The 23,437-nt window shown below is 69.6% G+C and carries 23 protein-coding genes and 1 pseudogene; 17 read left to right on the plus strand and 7 right to left on the minus strand.

All coding sequences use genetic code 11. The features are described from left to right. Nucleotides 1-92: 92 nt before the first annotated feature. Nucleotides 93-1,322, minus strand: coding sequence for a threonine ammonia-lyase (gene ilvA, locus OG252_RS19930; RefSeq protein ID WP_266434415.1), 1,230 nt, complete (start codon nucleotides 1,320-1,322; stop codon nucleotides 93-95). A gap of 163 nt (nucleotides 1,323-1,485) precedes the next feature. Between ilvA and OG252_RS19935 the strand changes: the two genes are divergently transcribed. The 3 genes from OG252_RS19935 (at nucleotide 1,486) to OG252_RS19945 (ending at nucleotide 2,943) form a co-directional block, all read left to right on the plus strand. Continuing rightward, a complete protein-coding gene (locus OG252_RS19935; RefSeq protein WP_266448123.1) occupies nucleotides 1,486-1,986 on the plus strand; it encodes a MarR family winged helix-turn-helix transcriptional regulator in 501 nt (166 codons plus the stop codon). 179 nt (nucleotides 1,987-2,165) lie between these two features. Beyond that, a complete protein-coding gene (locus tag OG252_RS19940; protein ID WP_329337634.1) occupies nucleotides 2,166-2,669 on the plus strand; it encodes a sigma factor-like helix-turn-helix DNA-binding protein in 504 nt (167 codons plus the stop codon). A 25-nt stretch (nucleotides 2,670-2,694) separates the two neighbouring features. Then, complete coding sequence (locus OG252_RS19945; RefSeq protein WP_266434419.1) at nucleotides 2,695-2,943, plus strand: hypothetical protein; 249 nt, start codon at nucleotides 2,695-2,697, stop codon at nucleotides 2,941-2,943. Nucleotides 2,944-2,973: 30 nt separating this feature from the next. Here OG252_RS19945 and OG252_RS19950 read toward each other — a convergent pair whose 3' ends face one another. Next, entirely contained in the window at nucleotides 2,974-4,128 is a 1,155-nt protein-coding gene (locus OG252_RS19950; protein WP_266434421.1) for a cystathionine gamma-synthase, read from the minus strand. A gap of 198 nt (nucleotides 4,129-4,326) precedes the next feature. On the opposite strand from OG252_RS19950, the gene OG252_RS19955 reads away from it, so the two are divergent. From OG252_RS19955 to OG252_RS19970, 4 genes are all read left to right on the plus strand, one after another. Beyond that, nucleotides 4,327-5,445: a hypothetical protein gene (locus OG252_RS19955; protein ID WP_329337637.1), complete on the plus strand. Its 1,119-nt coding sequence runs from the start codon at nucleotides 4,327-4,329 to the stop codon at nucleotides 5,443-5,445. Nucleotides 5,446-5,544: 99 nt separating this feature from the next. Beyond that, on the plus strand, nucleotides 5,545-6,258 hold the full coding sequence (gene msrA / locus OG252_RS19960) for a peptide-methionine (S)-S-oxide reductase MsrA (protein ID WP_329337639.1): 714 nt from the start codon (nucleotides 5,545-5,547) through the stop codon (nucleotides 6,256-6,258). Nucleotides 6,259-6,861: 603 nt separating this feature from the next. Further along, entirely contained in the window at nucleotides 6,862-7,104 is a 243-nt protein-coding gene (locus tag OG252_RS19965) for a hypothetical protein (RefSeq protein ID WP_329337641.1), read from the plus strand. Nucleotides 7,105-7,303: 199 nt separating this feature from the next. Further along, entirely contained in the window at nucleotides 7,304-9,028 is a 1,725-nt protein-coding gene (locus tag OG252_RS19970) for an HEXXH motif domain-containing protein (RefSeq protein WP_329337643.1), read from the plus strand. On the opposite strand, the gene OG252_RS19975 is transcribed toward OG252_RS19970, so the two are convergent. Together OG252_RS19975 and OG252_RS19980 are read right to left on the minus strand one after the other, a co-directional pair. Continuing rightward, entirely contained in the window at nucleotides 9,019-9,933 is a 915-nt protein-coding gene (locus OG252_RS19975) for a hypothetical protein (protein WP_329337645.1), read from the minus strand. The genes OG252_RS19970 and OG252_RS19975 overlap by 10 nt on opposite strands. Nucleotides 9,934-10,254: 321 nt before the next feature. Beyond that, nucleotides 10,255-10,878, minus strand: a complete 624-nt coding sequence (locus OG252_RS19980; protein WP_329337647.1) for a dihydrofolate reductase family protein — start codon at nucleotides 10,876-10,878, stop codon at nucleotides 10,255-10,257. Nucleotides 10,879-10,991: 113 nt separating this feature from the next. Between OG252_RS19980 and OG252_RS19985 the strand changes: the two are divergent. The 3 genes and pseudogenes from OG252_RS19985 to OG252_RS19995 all read left to right on the plus strand — a co-directional run bounded on the left by OG252_RS19985 (nucleotide 10,992) and on the right by OG252_RS19995 (nucleotide 13,432). Next, a pseudogene (locus OG252_RS19985) lies at nucleotides 10,992-11,503 on the plus strand (DUF4291 domain-containing protein). Between the two features lie 249 nt (nucleotides 11,504-11,752). Then, the gene (locus OG252_RS19990) at nucleotides 11,753-12,424 is read left to right on the plus strand and encodes a HEAT repeat domain-containing protein (protein ID WP_329337649.1); all 672 of its coding nucleotides are present in this window, start codon (nucleotides 11,753-11,755) and stop codon (nucleotides 12,422-12,424) included. A gap of 3 nt (nucleotides 12,425-12,427) precedes the next feature. Continuing rightward, the gene (locus OG252_RS19995) at nucleotides 12,428-13,432 is read left to right on the plus strand and encodes a MerR family transcriptional regulator (protein ID WP_329337651.1); all 1,005 of its coding nucleotides are present in this window, start codon (nucleotides 12,428-12,430) and stop codon (nucleotides 13,430-13,432) included. Between the two features lie 96 nt (nucleotides 13,433-13,528). Here the strand turns inward: OG252_RS19995 and msrA (OG252_RS20000) are convergent, their stop codons facing one another. Continuing rightward, complete coding sequence (gene msrA, locus OG252_RS20000) at nucleotides 13,529-14,041, minus strand: peptide-methionine (S)-S-oxide reductase MsrA (protein WP_329337653.1); 513 nt, start codon at nucleotides 14,039-14,041, stop codon at nucleotides 13,529-13,531. A 327-nt stretch (nucleotides 14,042-14,368) separates the two neighbouring features. Between msrA (OG252_RS20000) and OG252_RS20005 the strand changes: the two genes are divergently transcribed. The 3 genes from OG252_RS20005 to OG252_RS20015 all read left to right on the plus strand — a co-directional run bounded on the left by OG252_RS20005 (nucleotide 14,369) and on the right by OG252_RS20015 (nucleotide 17,256). Then, a complete protein-coding gene (locus OG252_RS20005; RefSeq protein WP_329337655.1) occupies nucleotides 14,369-15,052 on the plus strand; it encodes a DUF4389 domain-containing protein in 684 nt (227 codons plus the stop codon). Between the two features lie 42 nt (nucleotides 15,053-15,094). Beyond that, nucleotides 15,095-16,201 carry a serine hydrolase domain-containing protein gene (locus OG252_RS20010; RefSeq protein WP_329337657.1) on the plus strand — a complete coding sequence of 369 codons (1,107 nt, stop codon included), beginning with the start codon at nucleotides 15,095-15,097 and terminating at the stop codon, nucleotides 16,199-16,201. A gap of 146 nt (nucleotides 16,202-16,347) precedes the next feature. Next, nucleotides 16,348-17,256, plus strand: coding sequence for a trypsin-like serine protease (locus tag OG252_RS20015; RefSeq protein ID WP_266434445.1), 909 nt, complete (start codon nucleotides 16,348-16,350; stop codon nucleotides 17,254-17,256). 70 nt (nucleotides 17,257-17,326) lie between these two features. On the opposite strand, the gene OG252_RS20020 is transcribed toward OG252_RS20015, so the two are convergent. Next, nucleotides 17,327-17,710 carry a VOC family protein gene (locus tag OG252_RS20020; protein WP_266434447.1) on the minus strand — a complete coding sequence of 128 codons (384 nt, stop codon included), beginning with the start codon at nucleotides 17,708-17,710 and terminating at the stop codon, nucleotides 17,327-17,329. Nucleotides 17,711-17,974: 264 nt separating this feature from the next. Between OG252_RS20020 and OG252_RS20025 the strand changes: the two genes are divergently transcribed. From OG252_RS20025 to OG252_RS20035, 3 genes are all read left to right on the plus strand, one after another. Then, entirely contained in the window at nucleotides 17,975-19,033 is a 1,059-nt protein-coding gene (locus tag OG252_RS20025; RefSeq protein WP_329337660.1) for an iron-siderophore ABC transporter substrate-binding protein, read from the plus strand. Next, complete coding sequence (locus tag OG252_RS20030; protein ID WP_329337662.1) at nucleotides 19,030-20,019, plus strand: FecCD family ABC transporter permease; 990 nt, start codon at nucleotides 19,030-19,032, stop codon at nucleotides 20,017-20,019. The genes OG252_RS20025 and OG252_RS20030 overlap by 4 nt, the downstream gene beginning before the upstream one ends. A 107-nt stretch (nucleotides 20,020-20,126) precedes the next feature. Beyond that, nucleotides 20,127-21,218, plus strand: a complete 1,092-nt coding sequence (locus OG252_RS20035) for a FecCD family ABC transporter permease (RefSeq protein ID WP_329337664.1) — start codon at nucleotides 20,127-20,129, stop codon at nucleotides 21,216-21,218. A 40-nt stretch (nucleotides 21,219-21,258) separates the two neighbouring features. Here the strand turns inward: OG252_RS20035 and OG252_RS20040 are convergent, their stop codons facing one another. Further along, nucleotides 21,259-22,302, minus strand: coding sequence for an NAD(P)-dependent alcohol dehydrogenase (locus OG252_RS20040; RefSeq protein ID WP_266434454.1), 1,044 nt, complete (start codon nucleotides 22,300-22,302; stop codon nucleotides 21,259-21,261). Between the two features lie 171 nt (nucleotides 22,303-22,473). Here OG252_RS20040 and OG252_RS20045 point away from each other — a divergent pair, with 171 nt between their 5' ends. Beyond that, nucleotides 22,474-23,406 (plus strand): helix-turn-helix transcriptional regulator, encoded by a 933-nt coding sequence (locus OG252_RS20045; RefSeq protein WP_329337666.1) that lies wholly within the window; start codon nucleotides 22,474-22,476, stop codon nucleotides 23,404-23,406. Nucleotides 23,407-23,437 lie beyond the last annotated feature (31 nt).

Raw genomic sequence — 23,437 nt, forward strand, 5'->3', positions numbered from 1 at the left:
GGTGGCACGAGACACACCATAACGCGATGTATCGCGTCTCTCAATGGACTTACCCGATCGGGTGAGATCGGGTGACAAAGAGGCGCCTGACCTCAGCCGATGACCGTGTAACCCGCGTCGCGCAGGGCCTGGCCGACCTCGACGCAGTGCGCCGGACCCTTCGTCTCCAGGTGCAGCTCGACCTCCGCCTCCGTGAGCCCGAGCCGTGGATCGGTCCGGACGTGGCCCACATCGAGGACGTTAGCGTCCACCACTGACAACACGCCGAGAAGCGTCGCAAGAGCGCCCGGGCGGTCCGTCAGCCGCAGGCGTACGGCCAGGTAGCGGCCCTGCGCGGCCAGGCCGTGGGTCAGCACGCGCTGCATCAGCAGCGGGTCGACGTTGCCGCCGGACAGCAGCGCCACGACCGGCCCCTCGAAGGAACCGGGGTCGCTCAGCAGCGCGGCGACCGGGCTCGCCCCGGCCGGTTCGACGACCAGCTTGGCCCGCTCCAGGCACAGCAGCAGCCCGGTGGACAGCTCGTCCTCCGTCACCGTGCGCACCTCGTCCACCAGCTCGCCGATGATCCCGAACGGCACGTCGCCGGGCCGCCCGACCTTGATGCCGTCGGCCATCGTCGCCGGATTCTCGATCGCCACCGGCCGCCCGGCCGCCAGCGAGGGCGGATACGCGGCAGCGCCCGCCGCCTGCACGCCCACGATCCGCACGTCCGGCCGCAGCGTCTTCACCGCGATCGCGATACCGGCCGCGAGGCCGCCCCCGCCGATGCCCACGACGATCGTGCGCACCTCGGGGCACTGCTCCAGGATCTCCAGGCCGACCGTGCCCTGACCGGCGATAATGTCAGGGTGGTCGAACGGGTGAATGAACACCGCGCCGGTCGCCTCCGCGTACTCCTGCGCGGCGGCCAGCGTCTCGTCGACCACGTGCCCGTGCAGGCGCACCTCGGCGCCGTACTCCTTCGTGGCACTGATCTTCGGCAGCGGGGCACCCTTCGGCATGAACACCGTGGACCGCACACCGAGCAGCGACGACGCCAGCGCCACGCCCTGTGCGTGGTTGCCCGCGCTCGCCGCGACGACACCGGCGGCCCGCTCCTCGGGCAGCAGTCCGGCGATCCGGACGTACGCGCCGCGCAGCTTGAACGATCCGGTCCGCTGGAGGTTCTCGCACTTGAAGTGGACCGGCGCGCCGACCAGCTGGGTCAGGTGGCGGCTGCCCTCCATCGCGGTCATCCGCGCCACGCCCGAGAGCATCTTCTGGGCACCGCGCACGTCGTCCAGCGTCACCGGCGGCACGGAGGGGGCCTCACGGTAGTTCATGACTCAAGTCTCGCAGTTCACACGCGCGGACCGCCGCTGTGACCAACCTCCGAGACTGGTTTGCGCAGCCCCGGTACGGCCCGCCTCCGGGCCGCGTACCCTGTCCCCCAATCCAGCACCCCCTTCACGAAGTGAGCCCCCGGCCATGCCCACAACACCTGAAATGTCGATGGACATGACGACCGTCGGTGACAGCGGTCTCCTCGACACGCTGCAGCACGAGGTGGCGGTGTTCGCCCGACGTGCCGAACAGACCCGGCTCGGCGGGGTGGGGCAGGTGCGCAACTCCATGGACCGCGCCGCGTACCTGCTGCTCAACCGGCTCGACAAGGAAGGCCCGATGGGCGTCAAGGCGCTCGCCGCGAGCATGGGGATCGACTCGTCGACGGTCACCCGGCAGGTGGCTCCGCTCGTCGACACCGGCCTCGTCAAGCGGACCTCGCACCCGGAGGACGGGCGGGCGGTGGTGCTCCAGTTGTCCCCGCGCGGACTGTCGCGTCTTGAGGAAGTGCGCTCGTCGCGGCGTCAGTTGATGGCCGAGCTGACACACGACTGGGCGCCCGAGGAGCGCGAGGCGTTCTGCACGCTCCTCACGCGCTTCAACACCGCTCTCTCCGCCCGGATGGCGACCCAGGAAGTACCGGACGGGCCGTCGGCCTCCTGATCGCCCGCTCGACGCTCACCGGCTCGTCGCTCACCGGCGCGCCGCCCTCGGCCGTGCGCGGCTCTTGACCTACGGGCCGCGCCTGGCCTCATATGAGACCGGGTCCCCGTCGCACACCGTTTCGCATGCCGTGCGCGGCCGGACCCGTCCCTCAGGATCGCCCTCAGGCGGGAGGCGCGGTGCGGCAACGGCAAGTGGCCCAGGGCGCCCGTCGGGCCCGGGAGTTCGAGGCGTTCGTCGCGGGCGCGGCCGGGCGGCTGCTGCACGCCGCCACGCTCCTCACAGCGGAGGAGCCGCACGACAACCCGCGCGCGCGACGCCTGTTGACGCTGGCCCTGGCGCACACGTACGCGTCCTGGGACCGGCTGCGCGGCGAGGACCCGTACGACCGGACGCGCCAGTACCTGGCCACCCGCTTCGCGCGCGGGGCGTGGCACCAGTACGGCGGCCTGGTCCGGGCGCGTCGGCAACCGGTCGGCGCCCTGGCCCGGCTCACCCCTCAGGAACGTCTGATCCTCGTCCTCAGGTTGTACGAAGGCGTCGCCGAGGAACAGGCGGCGGCCCTCCTCGGCCTCCCCCTGGAACGCGTCCGCACCCTCTGCGACCGGGCGACGGCGACGCTGCTGCATCCGCCACGCGGCCCGGCACCGGCGGTGGCGGGGCCGAGGGTGGCCCCGTCATGAGCACCGTCATGAGCCGGAGGCGGGCGTGAACCGGCCCGAGCGGGAGGCCGCCGTGCGGCGGATCATGGAGCGGTCCGTGCCGTCCGTGCCGCCCGGGCTGTACGCGGAGGCCGTGCGGCGCGGCGGGCGCATGCTGCGCCGCAGAAGGGCCGCCCGGCGCCTGCTGTGGCTGCTGCTCGCCACTGTGACCGTCGCGTTCGTCGTGTGGGCGCTGCTGGTCCAGCCCTGGGTGGAGCCGCCGTCGGAGACGACTCCACCCCTCACGGACTGGTGAGAGCGGCAGACACGCGCGCGGGCCGAAGGACTAGCCGAGCGCCTGCTGGAGGTCCTCCAGGAGGTCCTCGACGTTCTCGATGCCCACGGACAGGCGTACGAGGTCGGCGGGCACCTCCAGGAGGGATCCGGCCGTGGAGGCGTGCGTCATGCGTCCGGGGTGCTCGATGAGCGACTCGACGCCGCCCAGGGACTCGCCGAGCGTGAACACCTGGGCGCGGTTGCAGACCTCGACGGCCGCCTCCTCACCGCCCGCGACCTGGAAGGAGATCATGCCGCCGAACGCCCGCATCTGCTTGGCGGCGACCTCGTGACCGGGGTGCTCGGGCAGACCCGGGTACAGCACGTTCGTCACGCGCGCGTGCCGGGTCAGCATGTCGGCGACCTTGGTGGCGTTCTCGCTGTGCCGGTCCATGCGCACCGACAGCGTCTTCGTGCCGCGCAGCACCAGCCACGAGTCGAAGGGCCCGGCGACCGCGCCCATCGCGTTCTGGTGGTACGCCAGCTCCTCGCCCAGCTCCGGGTCGCCGACGATCAGGGCGCCGCCGACGACGTCCGAGTGGCCGCCCATGTACTTGGTCAGGGAGTGCACCACGACGTCCGCGCCGAGCGACAGCGGCTGCTGCAGGTACGGCGTGGCGAAGGTGTTGTCGACGACGAGCCGCGCGCCCGCGTCCCGGGCGACCTGGGCCACGGCGGCGATGTCGGTGATGCCGAGCAGCGGGTTGGAGGGGGTCTCCACCCACACCGCCTTGGTCTTCGGGGTGATGGCGGCCCGTACCGCCGACGCGTCGCCGGTGTCGGCGACCGACCATTCCACGCCCCACCGGGAGACGACCTTCGCGAAGAGACGGAACGTGCCGCCGTACGCGTCGTTCGGGATGACCACGTGGTCACCGGGGCTGAGCAGCGTACGCAACAGGCAGTCCTCGGCCGCCAGTCCGGACGCGAACGCGAGGCCGCGGCGGCCGCCCTCCAGGGCCGCGAGGTTCTCCTCGAGGGCCGTCCTGGTCGGGTTGGCGCTGCGGCTGTACTCGTAGCCGCCACGCAGACCGCCGACGCCGTCCTGCTTGTAGGTCGAGACCTGGTAGATCGGCGGGACGACCGCGCCGGTGAGGGGATCCGCGGTGTTGCCCGCGTGGATCGCGAGGGTCTCGAAGTGCTGACTGATGTGCCTGTCGCTCATGGGCACCGAGCGTAGTGCGCCCGCGGGGAAGGTGCCGGACGCCGAGGCCGGCGGGGGGGGCCGGCGGGGACGGCAGAGGGAGGCGACGCGGGGCCGTGGAGGGGGGCGCGGGTGTTTTCCACAGGCCGCCGGCGGGAGTTTTCCACAGGGCGCCGACCGCGTTGGCCAATTGTCGGCGGCGTCTGGAACCCTTGAGGCATGGAAATTCTCTGGCTCCTGATGGCGCTGGTCCTGCTCGGCTTCGTGCTGCTCCCCTTCCTGCGGCGCAGGCGCGGCATGATCGAGCAGGTCCCGCCGGGCCACCCGGACGCCGCGGACCCGGCGAACTACGGCTTCGCACAGCAGGAGGAGCTGGACGTGCGGATGCCCGGTCCCGACCAGGACCTGGTGGACGTCCTGGATCTCGTGCAGCGCACCCAGGACCACCGGGCGGCGGCCCAGCTCCTCGCCGGCACGGAGGCCGAGGGCGAACTGCGCTGGCAGCGCGTGCAGGCCTTCGCGGGCGCGGCCTCGCTGGAGCTGCGGCAGCGGCCCGGCGGGGTGAGCGAGACGCCGGGCGGCCAGTGGCTGCGGGTGTGGCGGGCGGAGGCACCCAAGGACGCGGGCGGCGCGGCGGTGCACGCGGAGTTCCTGGTCCAGCAGGCGTGGCGGACGTCGACGCCGGGCACGGACGAGTTCCGGATCATCATGGAGGAGGCGAAGGCGGCGGTCGGCGACGCGGCGCTGCTGGCTCCGGGTGACCCGATCCCGTACATCGTCGAGCTCTCGGTGGCGCGCGGACTGGCGTACTCCCAGCCGGAGTTCGAGCAGCTCTGGCTGAAGATCCTCGACCGCGCCCCGAACCACATGGGCGCTCATCTGGCCGCCCTGCACTACTGGTGCGAGAAGTGGCACGGCTCGCGGGAGCAGGCGTACGGCTTCGCGGAGGCGGCGGCGGCGCGGGCACCCCGGGGCTCCCTCCTGGCGGCCATGCCTCTGTTCGCGGTCTTCGAGCACCTCCCCGAGGTGAACCTGGTCAGCGGCTTCTACCAGAGCGAGGTCGTCACCAAGGCGATACACGGCGCACTGCACGCCGTGCACTCGGCCCGTGCCGACGACCCGATGCTGGCGCACGTCCGCCATCTGCTGGTCTTCTTCCTGGTCCGCGCCGAGCGCTGGGCGGAGGCGATGAGCCAGCTCGTGCACATCGACGGCCATGTCGGCGCCCTCCCCTGGACCCTGTCCCCCGACCCGGCCGCGGAGTTCGCGGTCTACCGGGCGCTGGCGGTGGCGGGCTACGAAGCGAACGGGGGGAGCCCGGCGACGCTGCCGCAATGACGGCCGGCACCGGCAGGAATCCGGAATCCGGGGCGGCACGGAAACGTTGCTTCGATGCCGCCCGCGCCCCGTACACCGACGGATGAAGGAGTCCGCGCCATGCTGTTCGGCCGTACGCCCGGCCTGCCCACCCCCGAGCAGGCACTCCAGGGCCGCCCGCAGCCGGTGTTCTCGGTCCCCGACCGCCACACGGTCCTCGGCACCCCGCTGCTCGGCCCCTACCCCGAGGGCTACCAGATGGCCGACTTCGGCCTCGGCTGCTTCTGGGGCGCCGAGCGCACGTTCTGGCAGCTCCCGGCCGGCGTCTGGACGACCCTCGTCGGCTACCAGGGCGGCCACACCGAGCACCCGACCTACGAGGAGGTCTGCTCGGGCCTCACCGGCCACACCGAGGCCGTCCGCGTGGTCTACGACCCCGCACTGATCTCCTACGAGCGCCTCCTGAAGATCTTCTGGGAGTCCCACGACCCCACCCAGGGCTTCCGCCAGGGCAACGACGTCGGCACCCAGTACCGCTCCGCGATCTACACCCACACCCCGAAGCAGACGGCTGCCGCCGAGGCCTCCCGCGAGTCCTACCAGCAGGTCCTGACGAGCTCGGGCTACGGCACCAGCAGCACCGCCGCAGCCCCGCATCCAGCTCGGTCGCCTTCTTCCGGCCTCCACCAGGACCGCGGACCCGCCCCAACGGACCCTGACTCCTCCTACTCCGAGATCCGGGCGGTCGGTTTCTCGCCCTCCGGGCAGACGATCGCCGTCGCGACGAGCAGTGACATCTCGCTGTGGACTCGGGTGGCTGCTCGGCAGGACTGAGCCGGTCGGCACCACGTAGCGGTAGCGTCAGCCGGTTGGAGTCTTGTCGCGATCGTGCACCCGATGGGCTGACGAAGCGGGCTCGGAGCTGCGTCGTCGCCCACGGCGTCAAGGTCGACCGCGCAGTGGCGTATCAGGAGCGTTGGGGTGGTCTCTTACTCCCTCCCGCTTCGCATTACGACGGTGGACCGACCTCGGAACCGACGTTCCGGAAGGTTCGCTGGCGGAGGGTTGATGGTTCGAGGCCGGACCTCAGCGGACGGCCGTGCCCTACTCGTTCATGGTCGGCTCTCAGGGCGAGTTCGGCACTCATGCCCCGCACCGAACCATCGAGGGATGGGTGGAGGCTCTCGCACTCGCCCACCACACATCGACGTGGGCGAGACAGATAACCAAGATCACGGGAGTCGAGGTCGACGCCCTAGCCCTGGACACCTTCGAGCCGGTACGGGAGGTCGAGGGCCTGGCGAACGCTTCCCTTCGCCGGCAACGGCACCTCGGTCGCCCTCTCCCACCCTGCCGACGGCCCGAAGCTGCAGGGTTTTGAGAGATCGAGGCAACCGTCATACTGCGGAGACCACACAACGCACACAACCTTGTTCAGTGGACGCGGAAGAGAGTGGGATCTTCATGAGCGCACAGCTCAACTCACCGCTCGTTGCAGACCTCGACGTTGTGCTGTCCGATGTTCCCGATCTGGGAGCGTGCAGTATGTCGGAGCTGCGTAACTTGGCTGACGCGGAGATGGATGGTGCGCTCGCGCACGTCGTTGCGCAGGCTGACCGCACACCGGCAATCAGCCTGGGAGGCGGCGAGGGCGGCGGCACCGGGGCTCGATGCGACTGAACGGGGAACTGGTGGCCGACTTGGTGTCCGCTGTTGCTCCGGCCTCGCAGACAGCCGTATGAGCGGGGCACGGCGATGGGCGCAGCACAAGATCTCCCGGGCCGACATCGATATCCTCGCGCGTGGCCGTGCGGGGTTGGATGTCGTCTGGCTTCTCAGGCGAGCAGAGCGTAGCCGCACGCTGCTCATGCTGCGAGCGATGCTGGACGAGGCGGGGCAGCAGAGGGCTGCTTCTGGTCCCCTGCCGTCTTTGGATCGCGCCTGGGACCTCCTCGAGCGCGTCCAACACAAGTCACCAGCCGACCTGGATGCGGTACTGACCTACCCCTACGTCGGCAATTGGGCCGGGCATACCCTGCGCAGGCTACGAGGCCATGCCAGCGAATCCAGTCCGTTGTGGGTGCATGTCGGGCATTTACACAGCATTGCTGCCGCTGCATCGATCCGCGCTGGACTGGATTTCCAAGTCCAAGTTCCGGTACGTAGCGGCACGGTGGCCCTACCGACCCTCGGTGCCGCCCACCTGCCCGCCGGTGCTTCGGCAGCCGAGGGGACTGACGCGTCGGTGGCGGAGGTGCGGTCGGTATCGGGACAGGCAGAGATCCGCTGGGGTGAAACGGCCGTCAGGCTTCCCGACAACCTCGGTGACGACGCGCCAGGATGGTCAGCACTTCGCCGACTTGGCGTGGTCTCGGGCCAACACAGGCTCTCACTGCTGTTCGACGACCTCGATCCCTACCGGGGCTTATACGGCCCCAGACAACCTGACCGCGTAGAGATCGCTGAGGTACGCGCTTGGCAGCGTGCTTTGGAGGAGGCTTGGACGCTCATCTGCCGCCATCTCCCCCGACAGGCTGGTGCTATGCGTTCGGTACTTGACGTTCTCGTGCCGGTACCCGCCCTCGGTCGCTTACAGGTTTCCAGTGCTTCCAGCGGCGAGGCCTTTGGCGGTGTGGTCATGTCGCGGCCTGAGAGTCCGGCAATACTTGCTGCGACGCTGGTCCATGAATACCAGCACATCATGCTGGGTGGTCTGCTTCACCTCCTGCCACTACACAATAACTCCCCGGAGGCGCGCTTCTACGCACCCTGGCGGGACGATCCGCGTCCGGTCGGCGGGCTACTCCAGGGCATTTACGCATTCTTTGGAGTAACACGGTTTTGGCGCGCTGTGTATCGCGCCCAGGATGAGGGGTTGCAACGTACCGCCGCATTCGAATTTGCGCGATGGCGTGCCGCAACCTGCCAGGCGCTCGATACACTGAAAGGCGACCATTCCCTCACAGTGATCGGAAGACGAGTACTGCAGCAGATCGAAGCAGAGATCAGGCCCTGGCTGAAGGAACCGGTTCCTGAGGACATCGCGGCGGCTGCTGAAACGGTGGGTAGGGACCACCAAGTTGCCTGGCGACTGCATCATCTGCAGCCAGATATGCGGACAGTGGCGCAGGTCTCCCAGGCCTGGCAGGTCGCCACTCGCCCGGGAGTGGGACCCGTGCGCGGTCACACCGGCCTCCCACTGGATGCACTCGTCCCGGACACCACCGCCTCTTGGCCGTCCACTCGCGCAGACCTGATTCGCTGTCAGGTCATCCCACCCGACGCCGGTGCTGGCTACCTAGAGCCGGAAACGGGAGCAAGCGCTGCGGACAGGGCCTTTGCCGCTGGCGATTACGCCGAAGCCTGCCCTGCCTACCGGTCCGAGATCACCACGTCTCCTGACTCCCCGGCTTCCTGGGTCGGCTTCGCGCTCGCCTGGGCGTACCTCGACCCAAATCCCGGAACTGAGCTGTTGCTCCGGCGCCCGGGCCTTGTACGAGACGTCTATCGTCAATTGCGTTCTCTAAATCACCGACTGGAGCCGGACGAGTTAGCAGCCTGGATCGCAGCTCACTGGCCGCTTGCCGCCTCCGATCATGACTGACCGCGCACAGCGATAGCGTAGGAGTAACCGACTTTGGCATTCTTGGTGACCCAACGAACTTCGTCGGACATCTGACAGTAAGTGGACTGCATCTGTGATTCGACAAAGTCCGGCATCTCTGTACTGAGGAGTGTTGCTTTAACCCTGTGCTCAGCAAAGGGAGAACATGAGATCCTCAGCCCGCCCTCCCCCTTGATTATCACCCTCAGTTCGTCCGTCACATGTGGCACTTCCGCGTAACATTTCTCCTCCTGGTCGATGTAGGTAAAGGCCCCACGCAGTTCAAGTTCCACGTCGAACGAACATCGCGTCCGGCCGGAGTCGAGTGACACAGGTATTCGTATGGCCCCTACTTCGACCACGCGGCCGTTCACGCTGGACTCGTCGACCGGTATTTTCCGGTGGAGCTTCACAAAGGAGATAGCCGGGTCAGCTTCCACACCATCCACGCACACCCGCCTCACTTGGATACTTTCCCACTCCGGACCTCCGCGGACCACCTCTGCAGTCGTCGCGAAAGATATCCATGGCACAAATGCCGCAGTAGGTGATTCGATATCACACGCGATGGACAAGAGAGCGTCACCGTCGGGACGAATGACAAAGGTGTCGTGCCGTCGACGAAATCGAACAAGTTGAGGCATGTAATCCTCAAGGTTCCGCAAATGTGCCAACTCTCGCACGTTCTTCCGGATGGAGTCGGCAAGTATCCACATTGCGACCGCACCGGAGACTACGGAGGTCGTGATCAGTATCCAGGTCAGGACGAGGAAAAGTTCCCCCTGCGAGGCTTGAGATCTGAGGCCGACCAGGGTGCCCGCGATGGTAAGCGCTACTGAGAGAACGGCCGAGACAAAGGCGGCGAGTGCCGCGCTGACTCCCTCCGACCGCTGCGACCTCGTCATACCAGTCCCCCACCACTGAACCGCGGTACCCGACCTCACCATTCTCCGGGAACCAGTCCGCGTCCTCCAGAGCACCTCGGAGCTGCGGCTGACTCGGCCCACGCCACCGCGCCGCGTCGAGAAGCCTCCCGGAGCCCGATGGTCCAGCCTTGCGGCACACCGATCAGCCGGGCGTTTGACCGGCAACCCGGTCCTTCCCATCTCCGGCACGCTAAGGGCTGCGAATGAGGCTTGACCTGGGTCAAGGCATGGGAACTTCGCAGCCTTCAGCGCATCGCGCGAGTCCCGATCGAGTGGTCGTTGTCGGTGCGCGCGCGGGTGTCAGCCAACTAGGCCCTGGTCCGGCGCTGCGACGTCAGACGTGTTCTGGTCATGAGCGACGTGGAACCGCAGATGTGTGACGTGCGGCGAGGCGAGAATCCTGGTCCGTTCCAGCTCGATGCGTTCCGTTCCCAGATGCTCGAACAGCCGGCGTCCGTCGCCCATGAGCACCGGTGCAATCTGGAGGTTGATCTCATCGAGGAGTCCCGCGCTGAGCGCCTGTTGAGCGTTGTCCGCCCCCATCAGCAGGACGTCCTTCCCGTCCGCCACTGCTTTCGCTTGCTGCAGCGCCGCTTTCACGCCGCCGGTGACGAAGGCGAAGGTCCCGCTCTTCATGACGCGCCGGTTTCGAGTGTTGTGCGTGAGCACGAAGCACGGCACTGGGTAGGGCGTGTCCTGCCAGACGTCGACGCCTACGTCGAATGTTCTTCTGCCCAGCACGACGGCACCTGTCGAGGCCGCGACCTCCTGTGCCACGGTGGCGTCCACATCGCTGGTCGGTGTGTTCAGAATCCATTCATGCAGGCGCAGCCCACCCCGGCCCATGGGGTGTTCGACGCTGATGTCCGGGCCGGCCATGAAGCCGTCGAGCGACATGGTGACGTTCAGAACCACCTTGCTCATGGGACGTACCTCTCCGCGCTCTTGTGTCGGGCATGCAGGGAGGTAGACCGTGGGGCGAGGCCAAACTCATCGGTCTCCCGGGCACAGCGGTGAGCGGCGTCATCAGCTGACTCCTGCTTCGAGCGGCCTCGCGGACACGACTGCGCGGAAAGGTCTGTGAACGAGGCTTGACATGGATCAAGCCGTCATCCTGTGGATGATGTACCGCTGCGGCTGGGGCACCAAAGAGGGGCAGCAGACCGTTCTCGCGGTCGAGATCAGCCGTGTCGGCTTCGAGTGGGCGCTGACCAACGCGTGCCTGTCGAGCTACGTTCGCGGCACACACCCCGACCGGGCCACCTGGCAGCGTCAGTTGAAGCGCGCGCCGGCTCGCGCGCAGTGGGACCCCGAGCGGGACCTGCAACTCCAGCCCCGGCCGTACCGTTCCCTGCAACTGGGCCTCTCCGGCGAGGCCTCACGACGCTACGCGGACGAGTGGACGATCGCCATCCGCGACGTGACCCCACTCGCCCACGAAATCCACGCCATGGTCAAGGGTGGCGACTTGGACTCCGCCACCCGGCTGCTGCCCGAAGAACGCCCCTATCCCGTTGAGGACGAACTTCTTGCCCACCTACGCGAATGACGGACCGGCCCACCCCACAGCCGGGTCCGGCGTATGGAGCGCATGACAGCACAGTCCGGCGGGACGGGCGTGTCCTGCCCGATCGGTGTGGCGAAGGCCGACGGATGAGCACTGGGGTCACCCCCGCGCTGCCAATGACCGCGTCCGGTGAGATCGGTCCGGCAACGGCGATGGTGCCAAGTCGCCCGGTGAGCCTTTGACCTTGACACGGTGACAAGGCCTTCACTGCTTGCCAAGGAGGTGGTCTCGATGGCCATGACGAGACAGGACGCGGATGCGACACGAGCGCTCCAGGGCCTGGAGGACGGCCGTTCGTCCGTGCGACTGCGGGCGGCTCTGGCGGTCGGCACGGCGCCGGACCCGCGCTTCGTCGACAAGCTCGTCGAGCGCTGCGGGATCGAGCCCGAGTTCTTCGTCCGCGACATGCTGACCTGGGCGCTCACCCGCCACCCGGTGTCCATGACGCTCCCGGCGTTGCTCCGCGAAGTCCGCTCGGAGCGTGCGCAGGCACGGAGCCAGGCGCTGCATACCCTGTCCAAGATCGGGGACGGGCGGGCGTGGCCGGCGATCACACGGGCGCTGCTGACCGACGCCGACGACGAAGTGGCGCGGAGCGCCTGGCGGACCGCGGTCGTGCTCGTGCCGGAAGGCGAGAGGTCCGGGTTGGCCGCGGTGCTGGCGACGCAGCTCGGGCGCGGGGAGCGGGAGACGCAGCTGAGTCTCAGTCGGGCGCTGGTCGCGCTGGGTGAGGTTGTTGTGCCTGCTCTGCGGGCTGCGACGAAGGCCCCTGACCGGCGCGTGCGCACGCACGCGCTCGCCACGGAACGGCTGCTGCGCGACCCGGATGCCGGATTCGAGTTCGCCATCGAGGAGGCGAAGCGCGTCGTGGCCCTCGGCGGTTCCGGCCAGGAGGGACGATAGGCAGTGTTGATCGGTGAGGTGGCGCGACGGTCCGGGGTCAGCGCCCGCATGCTCAGGCACTACGAGTCGCTCGGCCTGATGCGGCCTTCGGGTCGTACGGGCTCCGGCTATCGGGAGTACTCCGGCGAGGACATCCGGCGGATCTTCCACATCGAGAGCCTGAGGTCGCTGGGACTGTCGCTGCGCGAGATCGGACGCGCGCTCGACGATCCCGGCTTCACGCCCTCGGCGCTGGTCGACGACCTCATCCGTCAGACGCGCGAACGCATCGCGGCCGAGACGGAGCTGCTCACGCGGCTCCGCCGGATCGATGCCGCGGAACCCGCCGGCTGGGAGGACGTCCTCCAGGCCGTCGCCTTCCTCCAGGCACTGGGGGCGAAGAGCGCTGCCGCGCGCCAGCGCGCGGCCCTTTCCTCGGTCGACGAGGTTCCGGTGCCGGTGGAGGCCCTGGTCGAGGCCGTACTGAGGGAGTCGGAGCCGAACGTCGCCGGAGCCCTGCGGTGGGCGCTGGCGCGATCGGGCGACGGCGGCACGGCACTGCTGGCGGAGGGCCTCGGCTCACCGGTGGCCGCGGTGCGGGAGCGTGCCGTTCGGTCCCTCGCGGAGATGCCCGGTGATGAGGCCACCGCCCGCCTGCGGGACGCCCTCGCGCACCCCGATGCCGTGGTCCGCGGCCATGCGGCTCTGGCGCTCGGGACACGTGGAGTCGCCGCTACGGTCCCTGCGCTCATCGACATGATCGTGGAGGGAAGGAACGACACCGATGCGGCCGATGCACTGAGCATGCTGTCGAGCGACACCGCGACGGCCGATCAGATCGCCACCGGGCTCGTCGACCGCCTCGCCCACGACACCACCGGCGCGCCTGCGCGCGTACGGCTGACCCAGGCGCTGGCGGACATCCCGGGGAGGACGGCTTCAGGTGCCCTCGTGGAGCTGTCGCAGGACAGGGACCGTGCCGTTGCGCTGACTGCGGCCTATCTTCTTCAGCTGCGCGACGCACGGTGACGGATCTCTCCACCGCCGGCCCCGCAGAGGCAGGTGCGGCCCGGCTTGCGGAGCCTGTGTCAGTCAGCGTCCGCCGTCCCCCGGGCCGCCTCGCGGTCAGCCCTCGGTGCGGGCGGGCAGCCGCCATCCCGGGCGCGGGAAGTGGCAGGTGTAGCCGTTCGGGTAACGCTGCAGGTAGTCCTGGTGCTCGGGCTCGGCCTCCCAGAAGGGGCCCACCGGCTCCACCTCGGTGACGACCTTGCCCGGCCACAGGCCAGAGGCGTCCACATCCGCGATCGTGTCCTCGGCGATCCGCTTCTGCTCGTCGTCCACGTAGTAGATCGCCGAGCGGTAGCTGAGGCCGATGTCGTTGCCTTGCCGGTCCTTGGTGCTCGGGTCGTGGATCTGGAAGAAGAACTCCAGGATCGCGCGGAAGTCCGTCTTCGCAGGGTCGAAGAGGATCTCGATGGCCTCCGCGTGCGTGCCGTGGTTACGGTACGTCGCGTTCGGCACGTCACCCCCGGTGTATCCCACCCGGGTCGCCGTCACGCCCGGAAGCCGGCGGATCAGCTCCTCCATCCCCCAGAAACATCCGCCCGCCAGCACGGCCCTCTGCGTCTGCGCAGCCATTGCGGTCCTCCCATATCTGTCAGCTCGGCCACTCGGGCCACTCGGCTCACTCACCACCGGCATCCCGCGCCCACTTGCTCAACGCGCGAGAGGTCCACGCGATTCCGTACCCGTCCGACCGGCCCTGCCGGCATGGGGATGGGCGGGTCGGTGTGCTTCTTGCCGTGGCCGGTGGTCCGCAGTTCACCAGTTCACCCGAGTCGCAGCCTTCCCCCGTGCGTGCGAGCCTGAATGCATGATCAGGCAGCCACCAGGCGGTCTGCCCGTGGGGCGAGGATGCGGACGAGTGACCGCCGGGTGGCGACTCTGGAAGAGGAGTTGGGCCGCATGATTCCTGTCACCATGTCGCCTGTGCGTATCGAGGCGTCGCTCGATCCGCGGCTGTCCAGATGGCTGTGGCTGGTGAAGTGGTTCCTCGCCGTGCCGCATTACATCGTGCTGTTCTTCCTGTGGATCGCGTTCGTCTTCGTCACCATCGTCGCGTTTTTCGCCATCCTCATCACCGGGCGATACCCCCGGCCCCTCTTCGACTTCAATGTCGGCGTACTGCGCTGGAACTGGCGTGTCAGCTATTACGCCCACACCGCCCTCGGCACGGACCGATATCCGCCGTTCACCCTCGCGGATGTACCCGATTATCCCGCACATTTCGACATCACCTATCCCGAGCGTCTCTCCCGCGGCCTGGTGTTGGTGAAGTGGTGGCTGTTGGCGATCCCGCAGTACATCGTCGTCGGAATGTTCGTCGGCGGCTGGGGTTGGGAAGAAGGGAATGGCTGGCATGGCGGGGGCCTGATTCCCTTCCTCTCCCTGGTCGCCGTGATCATTTTGGCGGCTACCGCCCGTTACCCGGTGCGCCTTTTCGACTTCCTGCTCGGCCTGGCCCGCTGGGTCGCGCGGGTGACTGCCTATGCCGCCCTGATGACCGATGAGTACCCGCCGTTCCGTCTCGACATGGGCGGGCCAGAAGCGGACAACCAACCGATCGGCATGACCAAGGCCGACGGCTAAATTCGGTTGCCTCTCGTCGCCGGATGCGGGCTAATGCCACGCATGGCTGACATTCAGGGCTCGTACGACGACCTGTTCACTGCCGTGCCCAGTGCGCTGGCCGCGCTGCTGGACGAGGGGGACGTGGGCGGCTCGGTGGCGGTCTTCGTGGACGGTGAGCCGGTGGTGGACGTCTGGGGCGGGTACGTCGACGCGGGTCGTACGGTTCCGTGGGGGCGGGACACGATCGTCAATGTCTGGTCCGTGACGAAGACGATGACGGCGTTGTGCGCGCTGGTACTGGCCGACCGTGGGGAGCTCGATCTGGAGGCGCCGGTCGCCCGGTACTGGCCGGAGTTCGCGGCGGCGGGCAAGGACGGCGTGCTGGTGCGGCATCTGCTCGCGCACACCGCGGGCCTGCCCGACTGGGAGGGGCCGGTCGATGAGCTCTACGACTGGCCGTCCGCGACGGCGCGGCTGGCCGGGCAGGCACCGCAGTGGGAGCCGGGCAGCGCGGCCGGGTACCACTCGGTCACCCAGGGCTTCCTGGTGGGCGAGGTCGTACGCCGGATCACCGGCCGGAGCGTGGGCGAGTACTTCGCCGAGGGGGTGGCCGGGCCGCTGGGCGCGGACTTCCACATCGGGCTGTCCGCCGAGCACGACCACCGCGTGGCGCTCACGGTCCCGCCACCGTCCCGGGACGAGGACTACACCGCGAGCGCGGCCCGGAGCGACGCGAACGCGTCCGCCGGGACCGCGATCCGGGTCCGCGACGGGAACAGCGTGGCGTGGCGCCGTGCGCAGATCCCCGCGGCGAGCGGATTCGGCAACGCCCGCTCGGTCGCCCTCGCGCAGTCGGTGATGGCGTGCGGAGGAGCGGTGCGCGGGGTGCGGTTGCTGTCGCAGGGCGGCTGTGACCGGGCATGGGTGGAGCAGTTCAGCGGCGAGGACCGGATCCTGGGCATGCCGGTGCGCTACGGCCTGGGCTACGGGCTGTTCGGCAGTACCTACGGGTGGGGCGGCTGGGGTGGCTCACTGGTGATGATCGAACCCGAGGCGCGCATGGCGGTGGCGTACGTGACGAACCAGATGCGCGAACCGGCGGAGGACCAGCGCGGGTTGGAGATCGTCATGTCCGCGTACGACGGCCTCAAGGGCCTGCGTTCCTGATCCGGTCGCTCTAGTTCGATCCGGTTACTCCAGTTCGCTCCAGCCGCTCCAGTCGCCCTCTTGCCATGATCGGATCCAGGCGCTTCACTGTCGCTGCTCGCCCCCCACAGGAGAACACCCGTCCCACCCAGTCGAAGGGTCTTCTCTTGACCGACAGACGTGCCACCACCATGGCCCGCACCACCACCCTGGCCCGCACCGCCGCCGTCACCGCGGCCGCCTGCGCCGCCGTGCTCGCGACCGCGCTGCCCTCGTCCGCGATCAACTCCTACAACGCGACCCCCGCGCCGGAGCGCACCGAGGTCGGCGCCCTCATCGCCACCTGGGACAACGACGCGAACCCTGCTACCCCGGACCGTGTCGACTGGGTCTGCTCCGGCACCATGATCGACGGGAACACGTTCCTGACGGCCGCCCACTGCACCACGGACTGGCCGGCCAACGTGAAGTTCTACGTGTCCCTGGACCAGGACGTGCAGGCCGGACTCGACGCCGCCGCCACGAAGTTCCCCGGTGATCCGGCGGCGCAGGCCGGTGCCGTGGGCGTCCAGGGCGTCGCCCACTCCGACCCCGCGTATCCCGGCCCCGCCTCCGACACGCACGACATCGCGGTGGTCGAGCTGCCCGACCGGCAGATGAAGGCGCGCTGGACGTACACCCCGGCGACCCTCCCGACCGCCGACCAGTTCGGCGCGCTCGGTCCTCAAGGGCTCAACGCCGTCGACTGGTTCGTGGCGGGGTACGGCACCCAGGAAGCCGTCAACGGACCGGGCGGCCAGACCCACCCCGGCGGTGGCGTCCGCATGAAGGCACCCGTGACCTTCGACGCCCTCAACAACGCGTGGATACGGCTGGCCATGACCGCGCCCCAAGGCAACGGCGGTGCCTGCTACGGCGATTCGGGCGGCCCCAACTTCGCGGTCGTCGGCGGGAAGACCATCCTCGCCGCGACCACGATCACCGGCGACACACCGTGCTACGCCACCAACGTGACGTACCGCCTCGACACCCCTGGAGCCCGGGCGTTCCTGTCACCCTTCGTCAAGCTGCCGTAGGGGCTGGGCGGTTCCCCTCCCTCCGCCGGCCGTGCGGGTGACCGCGGCCGGCGGGCGAGGGCAGGAGGCGTCAACTGCCGCTGCCGTACGGTCGCGTGAGGATTTCCAGGTTGTGCCCGTTCGGGTCGTCGAAGTACGCGCCCCGGCCGCCGTCGTTGTGGTTGATCTCCCCGACCTTGCGGTGGAAGGGGTCTGCCCAGTACGTGAGACCGGCGTCCCGGACGCGCGCGAAGATCGTGTCGAAGTCGTGCTCGGAGACGAGGAAGGCGTAGTGCTGCGGGGTGATCGGGCCGGGGGTGTCCAGGTAGTCGAGGGTCACGCCGTTCGGGATCTCGACGGGGATGAAGGGGCCGTAGGGCGGGCCGACCGCCAGTCCGAGGATGTCGGCGAGGAAACGGGCCGAGGCGTGCCTGTCATGTGCGGCGACGATGGTGTGGTTCAGCTGGACGGTCATCGTGCGGGCCTCCTCGCGCCGAGTGCGGGCCTCTTCCGTACCGAGTAGAGCCTCTTCCGTACCGAGTAGAGCCTCTTCCGTACCGAGTTTGAGCCTCTTCCGTACCGAGTAGAGCCTCTTCCGTACCGAGTTTGAGCCTCTTCCGTACCGACCATACTCCGCGACCGTTTAAGGTAAGCCTTGCCTTAGCAAACCGGTTCATCGCTCAATCAGCGCAACGGTGCCAGTACATCGGTGGGCCAACCACACCACGTCGGAGGCGTCGTGCGCGCAGTAACAGTGAAGGCCGTCCTGGCCGCGACCGTTGTCGGAGGGCTGCTCGTCGGCTGCTCGTCCTCGGACGGGGGTGACGGGAGCGCGGAGAAGGCGGACGCGGCGCGGAACCCCGTGATGGGCGCCTCGGAGGGGGCCACCGAAGGGCCCTCCGCCGCGCCGAGCGCGCTCGCCGACGGCATGGGCGCCGACACGGACACCGACGGGACGTTCCCGCGGACCGTGACCCACTTCCAGGGGAAGACGACCCTGAAGGCCGAGCCGAAGAAGATAGCCGTGCTGAGCACGGGGCAGCTCGACGACCTGTTGTCCCTCGGGATCGTCCCGACGGCCGGCACCCGCGCCGACAACGCCGGCCTCGTACCCGACTACCTCGCGGACGCCTTCCCGGCGTACAAGTCGCGGCTCGCCGGCATGACCGACGCGGGCACCCGGCAGGCACCCAACCTGGAGTCCCTCGCCGCGGCCGAGCCGGATCTGATCCTCGCCAACGACTCGCTCGGCGACCTCTACCCGAAGCTGTCGAAGATCGCGCCCACCGTGATCACCGCGGGCAACGGCATCAACTGGAAGCGCGACCTGCTCCTCGTCGGCGAGGCCGTCGGCAAGGGCGAGGCGGCCCAGAAGATGCTGGACGACATCACCGCCGACGCCGCCGAGCAGGGTGCGGACCTCGGCGACCCCACCGTCTCCATGGTCCGGTTCACTCCGGACCGCACCCGCATGTTCGGCGTCTCCTCCTTCACCGGGTCCATCGCCGTCGACATGGGGCTGGCGCGCCCCAAGTCGCAGCAGTTCAACGCGATTTCCGAGGACATCGGCCCGGAGAGCGTCGACACCGCCGACGGTGACTGGATCTTCTACTCCGTCCAGGGCGACGCGTCCGAGACCGACGCCTCGAGCGTGGTCGCCGGGCCGCTGTGGAAGTCGATGAAGGCCGTCGAGGCGGGGCAGGCCGTGCAGGTCGACGACGACCCCTGGTACCTCAACGCCGGTCCGAGCGCCGCGCGTCTGGTGATACGACAGCTCGCCGAGCACATCGGCAAGTGAGCCCGAAACGCCTGGCCTGGCCGGCGGCCGTCCTCGTGGTGGCCGCCGTCGGCATGCTCAGCCTCGCCGTCGGCACCCGCGCGGTGCCGCTGTCGGCCGTGTTCGACGCCCTGCTGCACGGCGGGGGTTCGCCGGACGCCCTGGTCGTACGGTCGCTGCGGGTGCCGCGCACCGAGGTCGGGCTGACGGCCGGTGCCGCGCTCGGCGTCGCGGGCGCGGCGCTCCAGGCCGTGACCCGCAATCCGCTCGCCGATCCCGGCATCCTCGGGCTGAGCCAGGGCGCCGCGGCCGGGGTCGTCCTCGCGATCGGGTTCGGGCTGGCGAACGGCTTCGGCGGGTACGTCTGGTACGCCTTCGCCGGTGCCGTCGTCGCCGCGTGTCTGGTGTACGGAATCGCCGCGCGGGGCCGGGAGGGGGCGTCGCCGGTCAAGCTGGCGCTGGCGGGGACGGCGCTCTCCGCGATGACCGCGGGGGCCACGACCGTCGTCCTCACGTCCAGCTCCGCCACGCTCGACCAGTTCCGGTTCTGGCAGGTGGGCGCGCTGAGCGGGCGGGACGCCGACACGGTCGTCCGCATGCTGCCGTTCCTGGCGGGTGGTGCGGTGCTGGTGCTGGCGTGTGCGCGGGGGCTCGACGCGCTGGCCCTGGGCGACGAGACGGCGCGGGCGCTGGGGCATCGGGTTCAGCTGGTGCGGGGGGTGGCGGCGCTGGGCGCGACCCTGCTGACGGCCGCCGCGGTCGCCGCGGCCGGGCCGATCGCCTTCGTGGGACTCGCGGTGCCGCATCTGGCGCGGCGGCTGGTCTCCGGGCGGCATCGTGCTGTGCTGCCGCTCTCCGCCCTGCTGGGCGCGGCGTTGTTGTTGGGCGCGGATGTGGCGGGGCGGGTGGTGCGGGCTCCTGCGGAGGTGCCGGCCGGGGTGATGACCGCGTTGGTGGGAGTGCCGGTGCTGGTGGTGCTGGTACGGCGTAAGGGAGCCGTCGCGTGAAGGGGGCCCGGCGGTGGTGCTGGGCGGGGGTGGGTCGCGCAGCCCGGCGCATACGGGGCGCCGCCCGCGCCCACCCGTGCCGCCCCAGCGGCACGACTGCCCGCGGGATGGCGGAGCCGGCCGCCGACGGGACGGCCGAGTCGACCGACCGGGCAGCGCGCTCCACCGCCCCCGGCGTGGCGGTCCTGCGACCCCACCCCCGCGTCTCCCTCCTCCTCCACCGCCGTTCCGCCGCGGCCGCCGTAACCCTGTTCGTTCTCCTCGCGGCTGTCATGCTCGCCGCGGCCTGTCTGGGGCAGACGTATGTCTCGCCCGTCGAGGTCTGGCGCACCCTGCGCACCGGGGCCGGGCCCTACGACCTGGTCGTCGGGGAGTTGCGGGTGCCGCGGATCGTGCTGGGGGCGCTCGTGGGGGCGGCGCTCGGGGTGTCGGGGGCGTTGGTGCAGACCGTCACGCGGAATCCGCTCGCCAGCCCGGACGTGATCGGTGTCGGGCACGGCGCCGCCGCCGCGACCGTGCTCGCCCTGGCGACCGGGACCGTCGGTTCGCCCGGTGCGATGCCCGCCGTGTCCGTCGCGGGCGGGCTCGCCGCCGCCGCGCTGGTGTACGTACTGGCGTGGCGGCGCGGGATGCAGCCGAGTCGGTTCGTGCTCACCGGCGTGGGGATCGGGGTCGCGTTGTCGGCCGTCGTCCAGCTGTATCTCACCGACAGCGAGCTGGAGGCCGCCGAGCAGGTCAAGCTGTGGCTGACCGGCAGCCTCAACGGGCGGGGCTGGGAGCAGGCGGGGCCCCTGGCCACCGTCATGCTGCTGTGTCTGCCCGCGCTGGTGTGGGCGAGCCGGGCCGTACGGCCGCTGGGGCTGGACCCGGACACGGCGGCCGCGCTCGGCGTACGGGTGGACCGGGCCCGGCTCGGCCTCACCGTGCTGGGCGTCGTCCTCGCCGCCACGGCGACCGGCGCCGCGGGACCGATCGGGTTCGTCGCCCTGACCGCACCCCAACTGGCCCGCCGGATCACCCGGACGCCTCAACTGCCGCTGCTCTGCTCGGCGTTGACCGGCGCGTTCGTCCTGGTCGCCGCCGACCTGGCGGCCCGCACCCTGCTGCCCCCGCTGGAGATCCCGGTGGGCGCGCTCACGTCCCTGGTCGGCGGGCCGTATCTGCTGTGGCTGCTGGGGCGTCGTACGGCGACACGATGAAGGGCCTCGGGAGAACACCCGAGGCCCTTCGCGGGGAGGATCAGATCGTCGCCGTGTCGATCACGAACCGGTACCGCACATCGCTGCTGAGCACCCGCTCGTACGCGTCGTTGATCTCGGACGCGCCGATCAGCTCGATCTCCGCGCCGATGCCGTGCTCGGCGCAGAAGTCCAGCATCTCCTGGGTCTCCTGGATGCCGCCGATGCCGGAGCCGGCGAGGGTCTTGCGGCCCATGATCAGCGTGAAGAGGTTGAGGGCGACCGGCTCCTCGGGGGCGCCCACGTTCACCAGCGCGCCGTCCGTCCGCAGCAGGGAGAGGAACGCGCCGAAGTCCAGCGGGGCCGAGACCGTCGAGATGATCAGGTCGAAGGTGCCCGCCAGCTCCTGGAAGGTGCTCTCGTCGCTGGTGGCGTAGTAGTGGTCGGCGCCCAGCTTCAGGCCGTCGTCCTTCTTGCGCAGGGACTGCGAGAGGACCGTGACCTCCGCGCCGAGGGCGTGCGCGATCTTGACGGCCATGTGGCCGAGGCCGCCCATGCCGAGGACGGCGACCTTCTTGCCCGGGCCGGCGTTCCAGTGCTTGAGCGGGGAGTACGTGGTGATGCCGGCGCACAGCAGGGGCGCGGCCACGTCGAGGGAGAGGCCGTCGGGGATGCGCACGACGTAGTTCTCGTCCACGACGATCTTCTCGGAGTAGCCGCCGTAGGTGGGCTCGCCGTCCTTGTCGAGGGCGTTGTACGTGCCGACCATGCCGCCGCCCGTGCAGTACTGCTCCAGGCCGGCCTTGCAGTTGTCGCACTCGCGGCAGGAGTCGACCATGCAGCCGACGCCCACGCGGTCGCCGACCTTGTACTTGGTCACACCGGGGCCGACCTCGGAGACGACACCCGCGATCTCGTGGCCGGGGACCATCGGGAAGATCGCCTCGCCCCAGCCCTCACGGACCTGGTGGATGTCGGAGTGACAGATACCGGCGAACTTGACGTCGATCAGCACATCGAACTCGCGGACCGCGCGGCGCTCGATGGTGGTGCGCTCCAGCGGAGCCTTGGCGGCGGGTGCGGCGTACGCAGCAACAGTGGTCATGCCGGGGGTTCTCCTAGCGATGGTGTCGCGCCCGGCTGCCTTCCGGCCGGGCACGGAGATCAGCCTGCCTGACAAACCGGCATTCACCCAGGGCACGGCTCGGCCTACGCTTGCCGGTCCTACCACTGGCGGGGTCAGGATGGTGTGCGTACGACGGTGAATACTGGACGCATGGACGAACAGCCCGAACCCGCGCAGGACACCTCCGCCGAGGCCGGCGGGCCCCTGGACCGGCGTGCCGAGCTCAGCGAGTTCCTGCGCACCCGGCGGGCCCGGCTGAAGCCCGAGGACGTGGGGCTGCCGGACTTCGGGCGGCACCGCCGGGTGCCGGGGCTGCGCCGGGAGGAGCTGGCCCAGCTGGCCGGGGTGTCCGTGGCGTACTACACACGGCTGGAGCAGGGCAACGGGCGGAACGTGTCGGCGGAGGTCCTCGACGCCATCGCCCGCGCGCTCAGGCTGACCGACGCCGAGCACGCCCACCTCACGCACCTGGCGAAGCCCAAGCAGCACAAGAAGAAGCAGGCCGCCCCCACCCAGCAGCAGGTGCGGAGCGCGCTGCGGCAGCTGCTGGACACGATGGACGGCATTCCCGCGTACGTCGTGGGCCGGCGCTCCGACATCCTCGTCTGGAACCGGATGGCCGCGGCGGTCTTCGGCGACTGGGCGCAGTTGCCGCCGCAGGAGCGGAACTGGGCCCGGATGACGTTCCTGAAGCCGGAGTACCGCGAGCTGTTCGTCGAGTGGGAGCAGAAGGCGACCGACATCGTCAGCTATCTGCGCATGGACGCGGGCTGCCACCCGGACGACCCCCGGCTGTCCGCGCTGGTGGGCGAACTCTCCGTGAAGAGCGAGGAGTTCAGGCGGCTGTGGGCCACCCACGACGTCAAGGAGAAGAGCCACGGCGTCAAGCGGATGCAGCATCCGCTGGTCGGTCGCCTGGAACTCTCCTTCGAGACGTTCCGGCTGATCGACGACGAGGAGCAGTCACTGATCACCTACCACGCCGAACCGGGTTCCCCGTCGGCCGAGGCCCTGCGCCTGCTGGCGAGCTGGGGCACGGACGCGACGCGGGCGGGCACACAGTCGACGACGCCCCAGGCTTGATACGGCCGTGGACAAGCAGCGGCCTCTGCAG

The sequence above is a fragment of the Streptomyces sp. NBC_01352 genome, from assembly GCF_036237295.1.
Classification (GTDB): domain Bacteria; phylum Actinomycetota; class Actinomycetes; order Streptomycetales; family Streptomycetaceae; genus Streptomyces; species Streptomyces plumbiresistens.

What these genes read in the sequence shown, in the direction of transcription:
- ilvA (WP_266434415.1), bottom strand. Translation starts at nt 1,322, where the DNA reads ATGAACTACCGTGAGGCCCCCTCCGTGCCGCCGGTGACGCTGGACGAC.
- OG252_RS19935 (WP_266448123.1), top strand. Translation starts at nt 1,486, where the DNA reads ATGTCGATGGACATGACGACCGTCGGTGACAGCGGTCTCCTCGACACG.
- OG252_RS19950 (WP_266434421.1), bottom strand. Translation starts at nt 4,128, where the DNA reads ATGAGCGACAGGCACATCAGTCAGCACTTCGAGACCCTCGCGATCCAC.
- OG252_RS19955 (WP_329337637.1), top strand. Translation starts at nt 4,327, where the DNA reads ATGGAAATTCTCTGGCTCCTGATGGCGCTGGTCCTGCTCGGCTTCGTG.
- msrA (WP_329337639.1), top strand. Translation starts at nt 5,545, where the DNA reads ATGCTGTTCGGCCGTACGCCCGGCCTGCCCACCCCCGAGCAGGCACTC.
- OG252_RS19970 (WP_329337643.1), top strand. Translation starts at nt 7,304, where the DNA reads ATGCTGGACGAGGCGGGGCAGCAGAGGGCTGCTTCTGGTCCCCTGCCG.
- OG252_RS19975 (WP_329337645.1), bottom strand. Translation starts at nt 9,933, where the DNA reads ATGACGAGGTCGCAGCGGTCGGAGGGAGTCAGCGCGGCACTCGCCGCC.
- OG252_RS19980 (WP_329337647.1), bottom strand. Translation starts at nt 10,878, where the DNA reads ATGAGCAAGGTGGTTCTGAACGTCACCATGTCGCTCGACGGCTTCATG.
- OG252_RS19990 (WP_329337649.1), top strand. Translation starts at nt 11,753, where the DNA reads ATGGCCATGACGAGACAGGACGCGGATGCGACACGAGCGCTCCAGGGC.
- msrA (WP_329337653.1), bottom strand. Translation starts at nt 14,041, where the DNA reads ATGGCTGCGCAGACGCAGAGGGCCGTGCTGGCGGGCGGATGTTTCTGG.
- OG252_RS20005 (WP_329337655.1), top strand. Translation starts at nt 14,369, where the DNA reads ATGATTCCTGTCACCATGTCGCCTGTGCGTATCGAGGCGTCGCTCGAT.
- OG252_RS20010 (WP_329337657.1), top strand. Translation starts at nt 15,095, where the DNA reads ATGGCTGACATTCAGGGCTCGTACGACGACCTGTTCACTGCCGTGCCC.
- OG252_RS20020 (WP_266434447.1), bottom strand. Translation starts at nt 17,710, where the DNA reads ATGACCGTCCAGCTGAACCACACCATCGTCGCCGCACATGACAGGCAC.
- OG252_RS20035 (WP_329337664.1), top strand. Translation starts at nt 20,127, where the DNA reads ATGGCGGAGCCGGCCGCCGACGGGACGGCCGAGTCGACCGACCGGGCA.
- OG252_RS20040 (WP_266434454.1), bottom strand. Translation starts at nt 22,302, where the DNA reads ATGACCACTGTTGCTGCGTACGCCGCACCCGCCGCCAAGGCTCCGCTG.
- OG252_RS20045 (WP_329337666.1), top strand. Translation starts at nt 22,474, where the DNA reads ATGGACGAACAGCCCGAACCCGCGCAGGACACCTCCGCCGAGGCCGGC.